This is a genomic window from Peribacillus sp. NPDC096447 (assembly GCF_044762725.1).
Taxonomy (GTDB): domain Bacteria; phylum Bacillota; class Bacilli; order Bacillales; family DSM-1321; genus Peribacillus.
In genome coordinates this window covers 863,883-879,004 of record NZ_JBIWEV010000001.1, presented here as the reverse complement: position 1 = coordinate 879,004, position 15,122 = coordinate 863,883, and the positions used below count along the sequence as shown (strand labels likewise).

General features: G+C 40.9%; 16 protein-coding genes and 1 pseudogene. 15 read left to right on the top strand and 2 right to left on the bottom strand.

The features are described from left to right. Positions 1-12: 12 nt before the first annotated feature. From phnH to ACIQZD_RS04310, 10 genes are all read left to right on the top strand, one after another. Positions 13-630, top strand: a complete 618-nt coding sequence (gene phnH, locus ACIQZD_RS04355) for a phosphonate C-P lyase system protein PhnH (RefSeq protein ID WP_402898594.1) — start codon at positions 13-15, stop codon at positions 628-630. Beyond that, positions 612-1,748 (top strand): carbon-phosphorus lyase complex subunit PhnI, encoded by a 1,137-nt coding sequence (locus ACIQZD_RS04350; RefSeq protein WP_402898592.1) that lies wholly within the window; start codon positions 612-614, stop codon positions 1,746-1,748. The genes phnH and ACIQZD_RS04350 overlap by 19 nt, the downstream gene beginning before the upstream one ends. Continuing rightward, positions 1,741-2,595: an alpha-D-ribose 1-methylphosphonate 5-phosphate C-P-lyase PhnJ gene (locus ACIQZD_RS04345; protein WP_402898589.1), complete on the top strand. Its 855-nt coding sequence runs from the start codon at positions 1,741-1,743 to the stop codon at positions 2,593-2,595. The genes ACIQZD_RS04350 and ACIQZD_RS04345 overlap by 8 nt, the downstream gene beginning before the upstream one ends. Beyond that, the gene (locus ACIQZD_RS04340; RefSeq protein WP_402898586.1) at positions 2,596-3,441 is read left to right on the top strand and encodes an ATP-binding cassette domain-containing protein; all 846 of its coding nucleotides are present in this window, start codon (positions 2,596-2,598) and stop codon (positions 3,439-3,441) included. A 30-nt stretch (positions 3,442-3,471) separates the two neighbouring features. After that, positions 3,472-4,650, top strand: coding sequence for a phosphonate metabolism protein PhnM (phnM, locus tag ACIQZD_RS04335; protein ID WP_402898583.1), 1,179 nt, complete (start codon positions 3,472-3,474; stop codon positions 4,648-4,650). A 22-nt stretch (positions 4,651-4,672) separates the two neighbouring features. Continuing rightward, on the top strand, positions 4,673-5,386 hold the full coding sequence (locus ACIQZD_RS04330) for a phosphonate C-P lyase system protein PhnL (protein ID WP_402898580.1): 714 nt from the start codon (positions 4,673-4,675) through the stop codon (positions 5,384-5,386). A 127-nt stretch (positions 5,387-5,513) separates the two neighbouring features. After that, complete coding sequence (phnD, locus tag ACIQZD_RS04325) at positions 5,514-6,548, top strand: phosphate/phosphite/phosphonate ABC transporter substrate-binding protein (RefSeq protein ID WP_402898577.1); 1,035 nt, start codon at positions 5,514-5,516, stop codon at positions 6,546-6,548. 27 nt (positions 6,549-6,575) lie between these two features. Next, positions 6,576-7,364, top strand: coding sequence for a phosphonate ABC transporter ATP-binding protein (phnC, locus tag ACIQZD_RS04320; RefSeq protein ID WP_402898574.1), 789 nt, complete (start codon positions 6,576-6,578; stop codon positions 7,362-7,364). Continuing rightward, on the top strand, positions 7,354-8,139 hold the full coding sequence (locus ACIQZD_RS04315; RefSeq protein ID WP_402898571.1) for a PhnE/PtxC family ABC transporter permease: 786 nt from the start codon (positions 7,354-7,356) through the stop codon (positions 8,137-8,139). The genes phnC and ACIQZD_RS04315 overlap by 11 nt, the downstream gene beginning before the upstream one ends. A 59-nt stretch (positions 8,140-8,198) precedes the next feature. After that, complete coding sequence (locus ACIQZD_RS04310; RefSeq protein WP_402899914.1) at positions 8,199-9,011, top strand: PhnE/PtxC family ABC transporter permease; 813 nt, start codon at positions 8,199-8,201, stop codon at positions 9,009-9,011. A gap of 177 nt (positions 9,012-9,188) precedes the next feature. On the opposite strand, the gene ACIQZD_RS04305 is transcribed toward ACIQZD_RS04310, so the two are convergent. Both ACIQZD_RS04305 and ACIQZD_RS04300 read right to left on the bottom strand, forming a co-directional pair. After that, a complete protein-coding gene (locus tag ACIQZD_RS04305) occupies positions 9,189-9,692 on the bottom strand; it encodes a DinB family protein (RefSeq protein ID WP_137018093.1) in 504 nt (167 codons plus the stop codon). A gap of 381 nt (positions 9,693-10,073) precedes the next feature. Continuing rightward, positions 10,074-10,760 (bottom strand): TetR/AcrR family transcriptional regulator, encoded by a 687-nt coding sequence (locus ACIQZD_RS04300; protein WP_402898564.1) that lies wholly within the window; start codon positions 10,758-10,760, stop codon positions 10,074-10,076. A gap of 281 nt (positions 10,761-11,041) precedes the next feature. Here ACIQZD_RS04300 and ACIQZD_RS04295 point away from each other — a divergent pair, with 281 nt between their 5' ends. From ACIQZD_RS04295 to ACIQZD_RS04275, 5 genes and pseudogenes are all read left to right on the top strand, one after another. Then, positions 11,042-11,797: an SDR family NAD(P)-dependent oxidoreductase gene (locus tag ACIQZD_RS04295; protein WP_402898559.1), complete on the top strand. Its 756-nt coding sequence runs from the start codon at positions 11,042-11,044 to the stop codon at positions 11,795-11,797. A 47-nt stretch (positions 11,798-11,844) separates the two neighbouring features. After that, positions 11,845-12,249: pseudogene (locus tag ACIQZD_RS04290) on the top strand (MFS transporter); the annotation flags it as partial. A 146-nt stretch (positions 12,250-12,395) separates the two neighbouring features. After that, positions 12,396-13,064, top strand: coding sequence for a YdeI/OmpD-associated family protein (locus tag ACIQZD_RS04285; RefSeq protein WP_402898554.1), 669 nt, complete (start codon positions 12,396-12,398; stop codon positions 13,062-13,064). 115 nt (positions 13,065-13,179) lie between these two features. Next, a complete protein-coding gene (locus tag ACIQZD_RS04280; protein WP_402898551.1) occupies positions 13,180-14,190 on the top strand; it encodes a permease in 1,011 nt (336 codons plus the stop codon). Next, a complete protein-coding gene (locus ACIQZD_RS04275) occupies positions 14,190-14,954 on the top strand; it encodes a TIGR03943 family putative permease subunit (RefSeq protein ID WP_402898548.1) in 765 nt (254 codons plus the stop codon). The genes ACIQZD_RS04280 and ACIQZD_RS04275 overlap by 1 nt, the downstream gene beginning before the upstream one ends. Positions 14,955-15,122: the final 168 nt, after the last annotated feature.

The window sequence follows — 15,122 nt, the reverse complement described above, 5'->3', positions numbered from 1 at the left end:
GGGGGGAAAGCAATGAATTTGGATGTAGTTCATGATATACAAACTGTTTATAGAAAGCTTGTAACGGCGACTTCAAGACCTGGAACTTTAGTGGTTTTGGAGAGGGAAGCCAAGACATTGGATGTTCAAATGGAATGCTTATCTTCTACTATCCTGCTTGCACTTACTGTACTTGACCCTGAAGTGACTTTTAATGTCATTGCAAAGGAGGAGGAGGCGGTGTCAAGAATGATTAATCAGCTTACTTATTCAAAGCCTGTCGATTTGCCGGAAGCGGATTTTATCTTCATTTTACATGATGCCTCCGACGAGCAAATGAAGGAAGCGCTGACTAAAGCAAAGGTAGGAAATCTGTTGAACCCTCATGAATCGGCAATGATCATTCTAGAAGTACCGGATGTGACGAAAGGGGACTTTATGATCCTTTCTGGACCGGGAATTCAAGAGGAATCATTCATAAGCCTCCCGAATGTCTCCGCCTGGCTTGGTGTAAGGAACGAAAAAAACATAGAATTCCCGTTAGGGATCGATATGTATTTTGTGGATCAACAAGATCGTTTGATAGCCTTACCGAGAACGACTCAAATCAAAGAAAATGGGGGTGAGATTATATGGGATATGTTGCAGTAAAGGGCGGAACAAAAGCGATTGAGGAATCCATCAAACGCTTAAAGTATGAACGGGTCAAAAAAGGGACGGCTATAGAGCTGCATAAGATAGAAGCTGGGATGAGAGGGTTGATTGATCAGGTTATGTCAGAAAGCAGTTTGTATGATCTATCACTGGCTGCACTTGCCATTAAACAAGCTGAAGGCAATCCGGAAGAAGCTGTTTTCCTCTTGAGAGCCTATCGATCCACTTTGCCGCGAAAGCATGTTTCACGAGTGATCAGTTCTGAAAATATGAAAGTGGAAAGGCGGATTTCAGCTAGTTTTAAGGATGTACCTGGCGGGCAGATTTTAGGTGCCACGACCGATTATACCCACCGGTTACTAGATTCGGAGCTGAAAAATGAATCGGATATAAGCATTCAAGAGTGGTTACGGGCTTTTCAAGAAGAAAATCGTTCAACGGAATATCAGAACGATATGGATGATTTAAACTCTCTGCCTAAAGTTTTGGACTACTTAAGAAGTGAAGACTTATTAGCAAGCTGTGAAAACAATGATTTGCAGCCTGGGGATGTGACAAGGAAAAGTCTGGAGTTTCCTTCAATGCGGAGTGAACGCCTGCAAATTTTAACAAGAGGCCAAACCGGTGCAGTGACATCACTTGCTTATGCAGTCATTCGTGGATATGGTGCACTGCACCCGACAGTAGGGGAGCTGCGCGTAGGCCAGCTGCCCGTTCATCTCGATCACCCGCTGCTGGACGACGGGCAAGGAGAAGATAGCTATTATATTGGGGATTTCACAGCAACTGAGGCAGAGATGCTCATTCCGCTTACGGTAGAGAAAGAACAAGGCAAAAAAGAAATAGAGTTTGAAATTGGCTATGGCATGTGCATGGGACAAAATGAAACGAAAGCAATCGCAATGGGCATCTTGGATAATTGCCTGGAAAAACCCAACAAGGAGTTTCCAAGTCACAACGAGGAATTCGTTCTTTATCATATAGATTCAGTGGAATCAACGGGTTTCATCTCCCATTTGAAGATGCCTCATTATGTTACGTTCCAATCCAAGCTTGATAGCATTCGGAAGTCGAAAGATAAGACCACAGAGCAGGAGGTTGGATTGCATGAATAAGACCTATAATTTTGCATTCTTTGATGAAGGGTCGAAACGGGAGATTAGAAGGGCGACACTGAAGGCGATTGCCATTCCGGGTTATCAAGTACCATTCGCTTCAAGGGAAATGCCGATTGGGCGTGGTTGGGGCACAGGCGGCCTGCAGTTGACATTGTCATTGATCGGAAAGGATGACGTCCTTAAGGTGATCGACCAAGGCTCGGATGAATCCGTTAATGCCGTTAACATAAAAAAACTCGTATCTGATACCACTGGGGTAAGGACAACGGATAGCACAAAAGAAGCCTCTTTAATCCAGTCTAGACACAGGGTGCCGGAAGTGCCGCTGCAACGAGACCAGATTTTAGTTCTTCAAGTTCCGTTACCGGAACCTTTAAGGAATTTTGAACCGAGCGAACATGAAACGAAAAAGCTGCATGCTGAGAGAGAGTATAGCGGAGCATGGCTAATGTTATTTGAACAAATTATGAAGTACGGAATAATGGCGACGGATGCAGACCATCCGGTCATGGTTCACGACAGGTATGTCATGGCACCAAGTCCAATACCAAGATTCGATAATGCCAAGCTGGACGATAATGAAGCGCTCATTTTGCTAGGTGCAGGCAGGGAGAAAAAGGTATATGCAGTACCTCCATATACAAATGTATCATCTTTGGCATTTGATGATTATGAATTTGAAGTCGAGTCCTTTGTAAATCATGCTTGCATTCTCTGCGGGTCCAACGATGTGTTTTTGGATGAACTTGTTGATGAGGAGTCAGGTGAAACGTATTTCCAATGCAATGATACAAGCAATTGCCTTGAAATGGTCAATCAAAAACAATCATTGGGAGTGAATTAAATGTCTGTGCTTGAGGTGCCCGTATTATCAGTTAAAAAAATGAACAAACAGTATGGTGACGGATGTTCGACATGCAAGCAAATGAAATCAGGAAAAGTGACGAAAAACTATTGTCACGAATGCGGGACGGTTTATGCCTGCAGAGATCTGACATTTGATTTGTATCACGGTGAAGTTCTCGGAATAGTAGGGGAAAGCGGCAGCGGCAAATCCACTTTAATGAAAAGTTTGTATTTTGACGAAGAAGTAACCGATGGAGAACTGTATGTGGCTGGCTTTGAGGAAGGAAAAAAGAATTTATTCATGGAGTCTGCCCAGAAAAAAAGATACGTTCGAAACCACCTGATGGGGAAGGTTTATCAAAACCCGATTCTAGGGTTGAAAATGGATTTCTCCTCGATAGGCAATATTGCCGAGAAGTTAATTTCAGCTGGGAACAGACATGTTGGCAGCATGGAATCAAGAGGCGCCGAGCTCTTGGAAGCAGTCAATATTCCCATTCATCGAATGAAAGAAGAACCAAGGAATTTCTCAGGCGGAATGCAGCAACGGGTCCAGATAGCCAAAGCATTGTCCAACAATCCACCCATACTGCTATTGGATGAGGTCACCACAGGTTTAGATTTATCAGTTCAAGCAAGTGTATTGGATTTAATTAAAGGCCTCCAAAGAGATTTGAATATTAGCATTGTATTGGTTTCCCATGATTTGGGCGTAATCCGAATGCTTGCAGACCGTACGCTCGTTATGCTGGAGGGTAAAGTAATCGAGCAAGGTTTAACAGATCAAATACTCGAAGATCCACAGCATCCTTATACCCAGCAATTAGTACACTCGCTGCTGTAAAAGAAACTAAAGAAAATGGGGGAAGAGACATTGTTGCTGATTAAAAATGGAAAGATAATAACGGAAGCCTCGATATTGATGGACCATGATCTCTTAATTAAGGATGATAGAATTTGCCGGATTGCACCTGTGGGAGAAATCGAAAGAAGTCCTGAGATGGAAGTGCTGGACGCTATGGGTGGATATGTTTCACCCGGTTTCATTGATCTCCATTCGGATTATATAGAACATATGACTGCGCCGCGCCCGACTTCTTTAATGAATTTTCATTTGAGCTTAAGAGAAACGGAAAAGGAACTGATTACGCACGGGATCACGACCATGTTCCACTCTCTGTCGCTCTATAAATCCACTGAATACGCATATAAGCCAATTCGGGAGCCTGAGAATGTTAGGAAGCTTATTGACTTAATTGATCAAACACATAAGATGAAGCACCTGGTCCGTCATCGGTTTCATGCCCGTTATGAAATCGATAATTTGGAGGATATTGATAGTCTAAGAGAATATGTTTTGGAAAAGAAAGTGCATCTGGTCTCATTCATGGACCACACTCCAGGACAAGGGCAGTATCGGCATCTAGAGATTTATCGAAACACTTTAAGAGGGTATAACGATTATAGTGATGAAGCCATTGATGTCATGATCCGGACTCATCAAGTGAAAGAAAAGCTGACGATTGAAAGAATGAAGGAAATCGCACTGCTGGCAAGAGAAAACAATATTGCCGTTGCCTCACATGATGATGATTCAATAGAGAAGCTTGAATTGGTTCACAGCTTTGGAACGAGTATAAGTGAATTTCCAATCACACTTGAGATTGCCCGTAAGGCCCATGATATGGGGATGTATACTATAGCCGGTGCACCAAATGTGCTTTTGGGAGGTTCTCACAGCGGGAACTTAAGTGCCTCTGAAGCCATTCAGGATGGAAGCATAGACATATTATGCAGTGATTATTACCCTGCAGCCCTTCTGCATTCAATGTTTGAATTAGTCGAAAACCATGGAATGGATCTTGTCGATATGTTTAAGCTAGTTACGTTAAATCCCGCAAAGGCAGTCAAGATGGAGGACGAAATTGGATCGATTCGCAAAGGGAAAAAGGCTGACATACTTATTATTGAAAAAATTTCTGGTGATTTCCCTGTAATAACAACCGTGATTGTAGATGGGAAATTGATTCAAAAAACGAATTACAGGATATAAATTCTAGAAAGCGGGTGGCAAAGTGGAGAACATATTGGAGATCAATGATTTATCCAAGTCTTTTATTTTACATAATCAACGCAAGAATATCCATGCAGTCAGCAACATTACGATCATAGTGAAAAAAGGCGAATTCATTGGCATTACAGGCAAGAGCGGCAGCGGAAAATCAACGATCCTAAAATCGATTTACGGTACTTATCGGGTTCAAGAAGGGGACATCTGGTATGATTCTTCCCACTATGGTGCGATCAATCTGGCAAAAGCAACAGAAAGGGAAATGATTTACCTGCGTAAGCATGAGATAGGCTATGTATCCCAATTTTTAAATGTCATGCCAAGAACTACAGCAAGGCAGCTCGTTACCGGGGCCATCCTTGAAATGGGACAAACCAGGGAAATGGCCAATTTCGAAACAGAAAAAATCCTCGGCCACTTTGAAATAGGAAAAGAGCTATGGGACAGTTACCCTGCTACTTTTTCAGGAGGAGAAAAGCTAAGGTTAAATATTGCAAGAGCAATGGTGAAAAGGCCGCGGCTCCTCCTGTTGGATGAACCGACAGCAAGTTTGGATCACGATTCTAAAGTGAAGGTGAAAACCCTGCTGGAACAGCTAATGAACGAAGGAACGACAATGCTGGGCATTTTTCATGACTTGGGGTTCATGAATCGGTTAGTAACTAAGGAATATAGCATGCAGAATGGATGTTTTACTCAAGCTGTTCAAAAAATTTAATGATGAATTCACACAAATTTTACTGAATATTCAGCCTCCTTAACGGCAGGTTAGTATTGTACCGGTATTGTTATATGGGAAGTGACTGAAATAAGAAAAGACTGTATAAATTGGAGGGAGATTTAACGTGAAAAAATCGATGATGTCCATATTGATGTTAGTTTGTTTGCTGGTGTTTACAGGATGTTCTTCTAGTAGTTCAACAGGTGCAAATGAGGATGATACATTAACCATTGCATGGCTGCCAAATGAATCAGGGGAAGATTTAGGGGAAGCCCGCGATGAAATCGGGAAGATCTTAGAAGATGCCACAGGAAAGAAAGTCGAACATAAGACCACTACGGATTATAACATTGCAATCGAGGCAATTGCTAATGGAAACGCAGATTTAGCATTCCTGGGAGCACAAGGATATATTGAAGCAAACAACAAAAACGATAGTGTTCAACCTCTAGTTGTTCCAAGCGGTGAATCAGGTACGTTGGAAGATGCAGTCTATAATAGCTGGCTGGCTGTTCAAAATGCGGATGACTATAAAATTAACGGCGAATATAAGATAGACGGTATACAAGGGAAAAAGTTCTCTTTCGTATCCAATAGCTCTACATCCGGCTTCAAAGTTCCTTCCACAGGAATCGTTGATTATTTCTCGCAGCAAGATAAGTTTAAGGAATTAAAGGCCGAGGATTTATTGGAAGGCGGGAAAGATAAATTCTTCAGTGAAGTGCTTTATGGAGGTTCACACCAAGGGTCGGCTGTAAATCTTTTGACCGGGAAAGCGGAAGTGGCAGCTTTTTGTGACACATGTGTCAATAATTATGTGGAGCTGGCTGATGGGGAAGAGAATAAAGCAGGTGCCGTGTATAAGGTAAAGAAGGATGCAGCTGAGCCCTTCAACACAGTTGTAGATAAGACATTCTCACTCATTTCAGTAACTCCAGTTTTGAATGCACCTTTCGTTGTTAACACCGAATTAGTCAGTGAGGAAACACGTGAAAAAATTCTTGAAATGTTGATGTCTGATGAAATAGCAAATAACGAGAAAGTTTTTGTACCAGAAGACTCTAAGTTATCAGGTCTATTTAAACGGGTGAGCGGAAAAGAAAAATTGGTAGAAGTCGAGGATGACTGGTTCAATCCAATTCGGGAATTATCTAAATAAAGGCAATACAATGTGGGAGGATCATACATGAAAACATTATTGGAAGTGAAAAATGTCTCAAAACATTTTGGAAATGGAACAAAGGCGTTATCCAATATTGACTTCACTGTGAAAGAAGGAGAGTTCGTTTCGATCATAGGGCCATCCGGTGCAGGGAAATCAACTCTTCTTCGATGCATCAATAGGATGATCGATGCTTCTAGCGGAGAAATCATTTTTGATAATGATCATGTATACAAAGTGAATAAAAGGGAGTTAAAGAAAGTACGCAGGAAAATAGGGATGGTTTTTCAACATTACAATCTAGTAAATAGATTAAGTGTGATTGAAAATACCCTGCATGGACGTTTAGGCTATAAATCTACACTGGCTGGAATCCTTGGCCTTTATAGTGAAGGGGAGAAACTTCAGGCTGCTAAAGTTCTCCAAATTCTCGGTCTGGAAGATCTAATCTATAAAAGGTCCGATCAGTTGAGCGGAGGCCAGAAACAACGGGTTGGTATAGCGCGGGCGCTTATCCAAAATCCTAAATTGCTATTATGCGATGAACCGATTGCCTCTCTTGACCCGAATTCTTCCAAGGTGATCATGGATCATTTAAGGAATATCTGCACTTCAATGGGAATCACAGTTGTAGTCAACCTGCATCAAGTCGATGTGGCCCTGAAATATTCGGATCGAATCATCGGTGTGAATGGTGGCAAGGTTGTTTTCAATGGCACAACTCAAAATATAACCTCAAATGATATCCATCAGATTTATGGATCAGATGAAGGAAAGTTGATTTTTGATTTGGGAGGTTCCCATGTCGGCTGATGTTTTTGCTAGAAAAAGAAGAAATTCACTTGTATTGTTTTTGCTTATTGGGGCTGCGACGGCTGTTTCCATTATCATTACAGAATTCAGCATCGTAAAAGGGGTTACTTCCGTTCCTAAGGCCATACAATGGTCGTTATCGAATTTTTATCCAACAAAGGATTCCCTTACCAAACTGCCAGACATTTTGATAAAACTGAAAGAAACACTTTTAATATCCGTTGCAGCTACCACACTCGCGGGAATATTGGCCTTTGCATTTGCGATATTGGGTTCCAATACGACAAGGGTGAATGCCTTTTTCGGAGGTTTTAGCCGAGGGATAGCAGTTTTATTTAGAAACATTGATGTCTCAATATGGGCATTAGTTCTGTTATTTTCATTTGGACAAAGTTCCTTGACCGGTTATTTTGCCTTGTTTTTTGGATCTTTCGGTTTTTTAACAAGAGCTTTTATTGAAACGATCGATGAAGTGAGCTGCAGTTCCGTAGAAGCTTTGCAGACAACCGGAGCAAGTTATCTAACCGTCATTTCGCAGTCTGTTATCCCTTCAACCATTCCGCAAATGATTAGCTGGGTACTTTTTATGATTGAAACGAATATCAGGAATGCAATATTGGTCGGACTGCTTACAGGATCGGGTATTGGTTTTACGTTTAATCTTTATTATAAAAACTTGAGTTATGACATTGCCAGTCTTGTCGTCATTACGATCATCATTTCGATATTATCTATTGAATTGATCTCAAATTATGTGAGGAGGGTGATTTTATAATGCAGGCCGAGGGTCCAATCAAACCATTTCCTTCTCCCACTGGTCAGGATTTAGATAAAATGCTACTTGAACGGCTATCCAAAAAGCCCTTCTCGAAATCTTCAATCGCGATTAGGTTGAGTGTGCTGGTACTAGCGGTTTTGACCATATACGCTTTTGCCAGTTTTGATTATAAGGATGTTAAACTGTGGGACGCGCTATTATTGACCGTCGACAATTTGAAGACCATGTTTTTTGAACCGCATCTGAAGCACTTTACCTTTACTCAAGCGCTTTATCAGGTGTCGATTACATTAGGTTTAGCCTTCTTGACGACAATATTTGGTGCAATCATTGCCCTGATGTTAGGACTTTTAGCAGCTGGAAATATCTCGTCCAAGCCATTATCGATTATCATAAAGGGTTCGGTTGCCCTGATCAGAGCCGTTCCTACCGTGTTATGGGTCCTCATTTTTGCAGTCGCAGCAGGGTTGGGCAGTGTAGCGGCAGTTATAGGGATGACGTTTCACTCCATAAGTTACCTTGTAAAGGCCTACTCGGAATCCTTCGAGGAAATCGATAAAGGTGCTATAGAAGCCCTGCAAGCAAGCGGTGCGAATTGGTGGCAAATCGTGTTCCAAGTCATCATTCCATCTTCAATCACTTATATCGTTTCCTGGACTTTCATGCGCTTTGAAATCAATTTTGCAGTGGCAGTCGCAATGGGAGCAGCGGCAGGCGCAGGAGGAATCGGCTTCGATATGTTCATGGCAAGTGGATTTTACTTTGACTTGAGTGAAATTGGAGCAATCACTTATTTTATCCTGATAATTGCAATCTGTCTTGAAATCTTCGCAACACAAATCAAAAGGAAACTAAAAGTATCATCTTGATACTGGAATGGTTAAATATCGGTTATGCCCATCTATCAATTTGGTGCAGCCCCTGACAGTCACGTTCGTTTAATAGTATGCATGAAAGAAGACCACAAAATGAAGTGGTCTCTTTATTTGTTGAAAATCGATTTAAATGCTGTCCCCGGCTGATTACTAATGGAGTCATTGAAAGGCTTAAATAAGGGAGGACTTTATTTCTTGTATCTGTTTGATATGCCTTTGTTCATGTAAGGATAATAATTCTATCCATTGATCCAATGAGAGGTCCCCGAACAGGGGATGCTTGGCTTTCTTTCTATTCAACAAGATATCTGAATCCATATCATAAAGAACCTGTAATAATCGATCTCTTGATTCTGCCAGCAAATCCATAAGGCTCGATAATTGAAATGGGGTTGAAGAGGGTGAAATGACCTCAGGGGATGAGAATTTCCTTGTTCTATCAGTAACGAAGTAAATGTTTTTTTGAATGATATTATTAAAATCCCTTTCCCGAATGCCATTTGCTATAACTTCTGTAAATACCTGTTCCGTAAGATATAAATGATGGCAAATTTGGGCGATGTTCCATACTTCAGGCACAGGCCTATGGTGGAGCATTTTTTCATCCAACTCCGTAATTTCCTCTATTAACTGTTTTCTTGATTCAAATAGCAAATCATACTCGATAAAATTCATGAGAACTCCCCTTTTGTGACACCCCCATATGAAAGCATCACTGAATTTTTTGATATAAGAAAAAACAAAGGGATATCTGATTGCATAAAGAATGCATAAAAACTACGGAAAAAAATATCTGATTTAAAGTGGATTCATGATGATTAAAGGAGTGTGAGACTAGGATTTTAAGCAGTTTTTCTATTTAGTAAAGAGTGTTAAAAGATATCTCTTATAGTACAACGAAAAGACAATCTCTTATAGTACAACGAAAAGACAATGTTTATCGGTATTTATAATGTTTTGAGGTAGAAATACAGATCTGAAGTCAGGTCTGTATTTCCAGGAGAATCATTTTTTCAGGAGCGTTGATACCCTAATGCCTATGCACATTACTTAAGTTTATGCCTGTAATTGACGCATTACTTGGTTAATGGAAACCTTAATGGGATGGATATCTTTTGAATTCCATAATAAAAGTCCTTGATTAAGTGAAATGAAGTAAATGGCCAGTTCCAACGGGTCACCATCCACAAAAATTCCGTCCTGCTGTCCTTTACTGATAATACGGGCAATCCCTCTCATGGCTGTGGCATATTTTTGATTCAATTCTTGTTTAGTCTCATCAGAGAGCGTGTCGGAGTGTTGGGCTTCAATAACAAGAACACGGCGGTCTAAGGCTTCCTCTGGTGAACCGGAAAAAGTAAGTTCAGTGAACCAAACCAGTTGATCCCAAGGTGTGCCTTTTCTATTTTCCGCTTCATTCACTGTTTCAATAAACATATCCAGTACGTTCATGATAATGGAAACATAAATATTCTCTTTAGATTTGAAGTAATGGTAAAACAGTCCATGACTTAAATTCACGGATGAAGTAATATCACTGATTTTTGTTGCAGCAAAGCCCTTGCGTGCGAAAATCTTCAGTGCAGCACTACTGATTTCTTCATAACGTTGATCTCGGATTATCTTAAATTGTTCATCATTTTTTGGAGCCATTGTTGATTCCTCACTTGCTGAATAATATTTCATCGCTGTTGCATATGGGTAATTTTTTAAAAAATACCGGTAGGAAACTTTTCTGTTCATAAACACCCTACCATAAAAGTTTATCATAAAAAATAGTGATGGGTCTTTTTAACATTCACTAACATATTCGATAGAAAAGGGCGGTTATCCTCGTTCTTCAGCGAATGATTTTTTGATTGACTCATCAGTCAACATTTTGATTGACTTACAAGTCAACGTTATATATTATTGGTTCATGCTAATATGCATATTCACGATACTGATTTAAAAAGCTTGATATATGCCTAGAGAGCAGTTCATTGCATTTCAAAAAAAACATGTATTAAAAAGGGGATGGAAAAATGAGTAGACTTAAAGGGAAAATCGCTATCATCACTGGGGCAGCTGGCGGTATTGGTAAAGGTATGGCCATGGCTTTCGTTAAAGAAGGAGCAAAAGTGGCGATCATCGATTTAAATGAAGAGCTTGGGAACCAAACCATAAAAGAATTACAAGAATATCAACCAGAATCCATTTTCATTCAAGCTAATCTTGCAGAGCATGACAATTTGGCTTCGATCGTTAAAGAAGTGGCTGATAAATTCGGGAAAATTGATATCTTGGTAAATAATGCACACGCTTCAAGAATGGCTTCCATTGCTGACACAACACAAAAAGAATTGGATTTATCCTTTAATACCGGATTCTATCCAACCTTCTACTTCATGCAAGCTGCATTGCCATACTTAAAAGAAACACAGGGCAAAATCATTAACTTTGCATCAGGTGCCGGGATTAATGGCGATGTCAATCAAGGTACGTATGCAGCAGCAAAAGAAGCAATCCGTGGAATTACCCGTGTTGCAGCAAATGAATTCGGTCCATTCGGCATCAATGTAAATATCATTGCCCCGATTGCCAAATCACCAGGCATGCTTCAATGGGCAGAGGAGCAACCAGAATATTATAAAAACATGCTTGCGAAAATTCCGCTAAGAAGACTTGGTGAGCTTGAAAGTGACATCGGACGTACAGCTGTATTCTTGGCAAGTGAGGATTCTGATTATATTACTGGTCAAACAATCATGGTGGATGGCGGTTCCATTAAATTACGTTAAGCGGTTGATAGCTGGGTGTTTTTGAGGATTAAACTTTAGCCTTCGGTGTTCTTTCGGATAAAATTGGAGCGAAAAACACAGCTCTCTTTGCGATGATAATAGGTTTGGTTCCAATTGTAATCCTTTTGGCCATTCCGGAAAATTCAGCAATGTTTACATTGGCCATTTCTATCTATGGATTTGTAGTTGCATCTATCGGCACATTGGGACCGTTGCTGACAACTGCTTTGTTCGGCAATAAAGAATACAGTGAAATCTATGCTTCTGCTGTGGTAGGTTTAGCAGTCGCGGGTATCGTCGCTTTACCGGGATACGGTTATATCTTTGAATTCACAGGTAGCTATACATCCGTACTCTATGCTATCGCTATCATGTTAATCATCAATTTAGCTTTGATTATCCTTGCTTTCAAAGGGAAAAGGAAACTCGAGGAAGCCGGGCATTGGAATTGACTTTTTCTAAAAGCATGCGCCAATATATTTAAAAAGGGCGGGAGAATTATTTCCTGTCCTTTTTCTCTTGAATAAGAAAAGTTGATAACGCAATGGGGAGCTTATAAACTGAAGATAGACAAAATGAACTAGGATGGTGAATGCGAATGGCTAAAACAATAGTCGAAAAACTGAATTTACATAAATATGAACGGGTCGCAGTCTTGAATCTGCCAGCCGGGGCGGATTATTTAGCGGAGCTGCCGGATTACGATGCAGAGCTTACTGAAAGTGACTATGATCTTATATTTGCCTTTGTATTGGATATGGGTTCTTTAAAAGGAATCGTGGATAAGGTAATCGAGAAGAATCATTTGAGTAAAAACGGCTATATTTATTTAGCGTACCCCAAGAAGGGGAATAAAGAATATGCTACATATATTCATCGTGATGATCTGATGCAAGGCCTTGGTGCGGATGATGAAGGTTATGTTGGCTCGAGTGACCTGAAGTTTGCACGTATGGTTGGGTTGGATGATGTCTTTACGGTAGTCGGACTGAAAGAAGATTCGAAAAATAGAAACCGTACATCTACCAAAGCAAGCCAATCAGTAGATGATTATATCGAAATGATTTCTGAAATTGAGAAAGATTTGCAGGATTCTCCTGATTTGCTTGCGTTCTATCAATCACTTACCCCAGGGTATCGCAAGGATTGGGCCCGTTACGTGTATAGTGCAAAACAAGAGGCGACCCAAGTGAAACGGCGCCAGGAAATGAAAATGATTTTAGGAGAGGGTTACAAGAGCAGGGATCTATATCGTAGAAATAAATGAGTGTGGGGAATGTCTTCCATTCTCTTTTTTTTGTTCTGTTCATCCTATCAAAAGCATATACTAGATCGAATCCAAACTTAAATCGTAATAATTATGATTTGTGAGGTGGTTAAATATGCTTTTGAAACGTTACACGGGAAATTTGCTGTTATTGATTCTGCTGTTTTTGCTGCTGGCATTCTTTTTTCTAGGCGATGTTTTCATTCCCAAAGCAATTGATTTCTCGGGCTACCCGATGCTTCACTCTGTATTCGTCGTGTTTTTGGGATTGTTTTTAGAGTCGATTCCTTTCCTGTTCCTTGGGGCCATTGCTTCATCGTTCATCCAGTTGTTCATCAGTGAAGAAATCATTCAGCGAATGATACCAAAAAGACCCCTGACAGCCATTTTTGCTGCGATAGTGGCGGCGCTGATCATTCCGGTTTGCGAATGTGCAATCATCCCGGTCGTCCGGAGATTGATTCAAAAAGGTGTTCCTGTCCATGCGGGTGTGGTCTTGCTCGTAACTGCCCCAATATTGAATGTCATCGTGTTCGGCTCAACTTATTATGCGTTCCAAAATAATCCGTCCATTCTATATGGAAGAATCATTCTTTGTGTCCTGACGGCCATAATCGCAGGTTTATTCATTCATATATTCAGCACTAAAGATGTGGTGAAAGAGGAGAAGCTGGAACTGGTACACGGGCATGAACATGATATTCAGTCCAGTAAATGGACAAGCTTCATTGATCATACTTCACAGGAATTTTTTATGGTCGGCAGATACTTTATCATTGGGGCCTTGTTTGCCAGTGTATTTCAAGTGTTTATGGATCGATCTGTTATGGCAGATATTGGTCAGGCGCCAATAAAAGGCACGGCGTTGATGATGGGAATTGCATTTGTGCTTTCACTCTGTTCATCAGCTGATGCATTCGTTGCCGCCTCCTTTTCCCATAGTTTTCTGCCAGGCTCGATACTGGGGTTCCTTGTATTTGGTCCCATGCTGGATTTGAAAAATGTCCTGATCATGATGTCCTGTTTTAAACGGAGCTTCGTCGTCACGTATGTCCTGCTTGTTTTCGCAGTCGTCTTCAGCCTATGCCTGATTGCAGGCGGATTGATCAGTAAGGGGGGCTTCTGATGAAACGTTTTTTTATCCAAAGACTTGAAGGATTGCTGCTGCTTGGACTGGGCCTCATGATCTTTAAATTGTATGTTTCAGGGTGTTTAACGAAACTGATTGCACCTAAAATGGTTCCATATGCATTGGCAGCGCTTTTTGCTTTTTTAATGATCAGCCTTCTCCGAATGAAAAAACAAAAACAGGGTGAACAACATTGTGATTGCGGATCGAATGGAGAGCCTTCCTCGTCCGCACTGGTCCTGAAATATAGTTTGTTCTTCATTCCGATTCTTCTGGGCTTCGTCTTGACCGATTTTACATTAAGCGGTGAAGTGCTGGCCAAAAGAGGGATGGCGAAGCAGCAGGCACAGATGGTAAGTTCTTATGATTCAGGGAAACATGCGAATGGGGAGAAAATCTCCGTAACCGATGATAATTATTTTGAAGTCCTGGATGATTTACTGAACAACCTCGATAAGATAGAGGGGAAGGAAATAGAGATTTCGGGGTTCATATACCGTGAGGATACATTTACGAAAAAACAAATGGCCATCTCCCGCCTCTCCATGTCCTGCTGTGTGGTCGATGCGACGTTATACGGATATATGGTCAACGGGAATGTCGAAGGAATGAAGACGAATGATTGGTATACGATTACAGGAACATTAAAAAAGGGAAGCTATAAAGGGGAACCCGTACCGGTGATCGATTTAAAAGAGTCGAAGAAAATAAAGGCACCCGAAGAAGCTTATTTATATGAAAATGTACAAATCATTCAGTAGCAGTGGAAAACCCGGCAAAAGGATGTTTGCCGGGTTTTGGTGCCGAAATTTTGCCGAAATCCGGAAACGGCTGAATTATCGTGAGCCAAGGTCGAAAAAATCCAGAAATGGCGCCATTTGTTCGGGAGAACGTAACATAGTATAATGGCCTTACAATGGATAAGAGTG

What these genes read in the sequence shown, in the direction of transcription:
- ACIQZD_RS04305 (WP_137018093.1), bottom strand. Translation starts at nt 9,692, where the DNA reads ATGAATTTTATCGAGTATGATTTGCTATTTGAATCAAGAAAACAGTTA.
- ACIQZD_RS04300 (WP_402898564.1), bottom strand. Translation starts at nt 10,760, where the DNA reads ATGAACAGAAAAGTTTCCTACCGGTATTTTTTAAAAAATTACCCATAT.
- ACIQZD_RS04285 (WP_402898554.1), top strand. Translation starts at nt 12,396, where the DNA reads ATGGCTAAAACAATAGTCGAAAAACTGAATTTACATAAATATGAACGG.
- ACIQZD_RS04350 (WP_402898592.1), top strand. Translation starts at nt 612, where the DNA reads ATGGGATATGTTGCAGTAAAGGGCGGAACAAAAGCGATTGAGGAATCC.
- ACIQZD_RS04315 (WP_402898571.1), top strand. Translation starts at nt 7,354, where the DNA reads ATGTCGGCTGATGTTTTTGCTAGAAAAAGAAGAAATTCACTTGTATTG.
- ACIQZD_RS04275 (WP_402898548.1), top strand. Translation starts at nt 14,190, where the DNA reads ATGAAACGTTTTTTTATCCAAAGACTTGAAGGATTGCTGCTGCTTGGA.
- phnH (WP_402898594.1), top strand. Translation starts at nt 13, where the DNA reads ATGAATTTGGATGTAGTTCATGATATACAAACTGTTTATAGAAAGCTT.
- ACIQZD_RS04280 (WP_402898551.1), top strand. Translation starts at nt 13,180, where the DNA reads ATGCTTTTGAAACGTTACACGGGAAATTTGCTGTTATTGATTCTGCTG.
- ACIQZD_RS04345 (WP_402898589.1), top strand. Translation starts at nt 1,741, where the DNA reads ATGAATAAGACCTATAATTTTGCATTCTTTGATGAAGGGTCGAAACGG.
- ACIQZD_RS04295 (WP_402898559.1), top strand. Translation starts at nt 11,042, where the DNA reads ATGAGTAGACTTAAAGGGAAAATCGCTATCATCACTGGGGCAGCTGGC.
- phnC (WP_402898574.1), top strand. Translation starts at nt 6,576, where the DNA reads ATGAAAACATTATTGGAAGTGAAAAATGTCTCAAAACATTTTGGAAAT.
- ACIQZD_RS04310 (WP_402899914.1), top strand. Translation starts at nt 8,199, where the DNA reads ATGCTACTTGAACGGCTATCCAAAAAGCCCTTCTCGAAATCTTCAATC.
- ACIQZD_RS04340 (WP_402898586.1), top strand. Translation starts at nt 2,596, where the DNA reads ATGTCTGTGCTTGAGGTGCCCGTATTATCAGTTAAAAAAATGAACAAA.